Source organism: Nitrosophilus sp. (assembly GCF_982775275.1).
The window spans coordinates 1-1520 of the sequence record NZ_CEXZHP010000273.1; the positions used below are offsets into that span (position 1 = coordinate 1).

Below are 1520 nucleotides of genomic sequence, written 5' to 3' on the forward strand. Positions count from 1 at the left end.
CCCTGCACATACCAGGTATGTTCAGCCACCTGTTTTAAAGACATATCAACATCAACAGGGGGATAGTTTGATTTAGCCTGTGCCATTGTTGCCGCTTGGACAGATGAATTTAGATTGGGTACGGGATCAAAACTAATCTGGCAAAAACTACCGATAATGACGCTGCTTATCAGCATTGCAGCAAAGAGTAGAAAAACAGAGCGTTTATCTTTAATTTTCATGGTTTTAATCCCGGCTTATCTCTAATAAATGACGTTCACCTTCAACAAAGGGAACATTCAGCGTGTGGCTTGCCTTAAGTTGAAAACCATTGGGCAGATATTGCATTTCGGCCTCCGGATACTGCCCCTTCATGGCATACAGAATACCGTTTTCAGACAAGTGCATAGATGAAGACGTGACAAAGTCATGGATGGATGCAAAGGCCCGGCTGATAATGGCATCAAATTTCTCTTCTGATTGCCACTTTTCAACTCGAACCTGTTCAACGCTGACATTTTTTAAGCCCAGTTCAATCACCGCTTGCTGAATAAAACGGGATTTCTTGCCATTGGTATCCAGCGCCGTAAATCGTCTCGGTGCTTGCATAATCGCCAGTGGAATGGTCGGCAAACCGGCACCGCTTCCCACATCAAGGCAGTTATCACCTTTGATGTAATCGGCAACCACCAAACTATCAAAAATATGCAGTGGCACCATTTCTTCTGGATTACGCACGGCGGTCAGGTTATAGGTTTTATTCCAGCGTTCCAATAACTCAACATATTGCTTTAGCTGGGCTAACTGATTCTCATCCGGTTTACAGGCAAGCGAGCCTAAACCAGACTCCCATAATTGTTTAATACCCACCCCTTAACTCGCCTTTTTATAACGATGTTTTTTTAAATGCACCATTAAAATTGAAATGGTTGCAGGCGTGATTCCCGGAATTCGTGAAGCCTGCCCAATGGTTGCCGGCTTTTGCTCTTCAAGCTTCTGGCGCGCTTCATTAGATAAACCGCCTTTAATGGATGCGTAGTCAAAATCTTCAGGCAGCTTCATTTCTTCATGCTTTTTTTGTTTATCAATTTCTTGTTGCTGACGATCAATATAGCCTGCATATTTGAATTGCACTTCAACTTGCTCGGCGACTTTCTGGTCTTCAACCGCGGGGCCAATTTCCGGCAGGGTCATTAAGGATTTATAAGTCACATTGGGGCGGCGTAATAACTCACTTAAACGATATTCGCGGCTTAAAGCACCATCAAAAACTGCCTGGCTTTGTTCATCAGTAATATCGGTCGGGCGTAAAACAGTATCGCGAAGGCGCTGCATTTCAGCCTCGACTTTTTCACGTTTTACATTAAAAGCCTGCCAGCGTTCATCATCAATCAGTCCTAGCTCTCGCCCTACTTCGGTAAGACGTAAATCAGCATTATCTTCGCGCAATAGCAATCGATGCTCAGCTCGGCTGGTAAACATTCGGTATGGCTCCTGAGTGCCGTGTGTGATCAAGTCATCGACCATCACGCCAATGTAGG

2 protein-coding genes and 1 pseudogene are annotated in these 1520 nt (G+C 44.6%); all 3 read right to left on the reverse strand.

From position 1 onward, the window contains the following. On the reverse strand, positions 1-221 hold a 221-nt coding region (locus tag AC30RD_RS09170), incomplete at its 3' end, for a hypothetical protein (protein ID WP_489494228.1). Positions 222-225: 4 nt separating this feature from the next. Further along, positions 226-849 carry a 16S rRNA (guanine(527)-N(7))-methyltransferase RsmG gene (gene rsmG / locus AC30RD_RS09175; RefSeq protein WP_489494229.1) on the reverse strand — a complete coding sequence of 208 codons (624 nt, stop codon included), beginning with the start codon at positions 847-849 and terminating at the stop codon, positions 226-228. 3 nt (positions 850-852) lie between these two features. Then, positions 853-1520, reverse strand: a pseudogene (gidA, locus tag AC30RD_RS09180) (tRNA uridine-5-carboxymethylaminomethyl(34) synthesis enzyme MnmG); the annotation flags it as partial.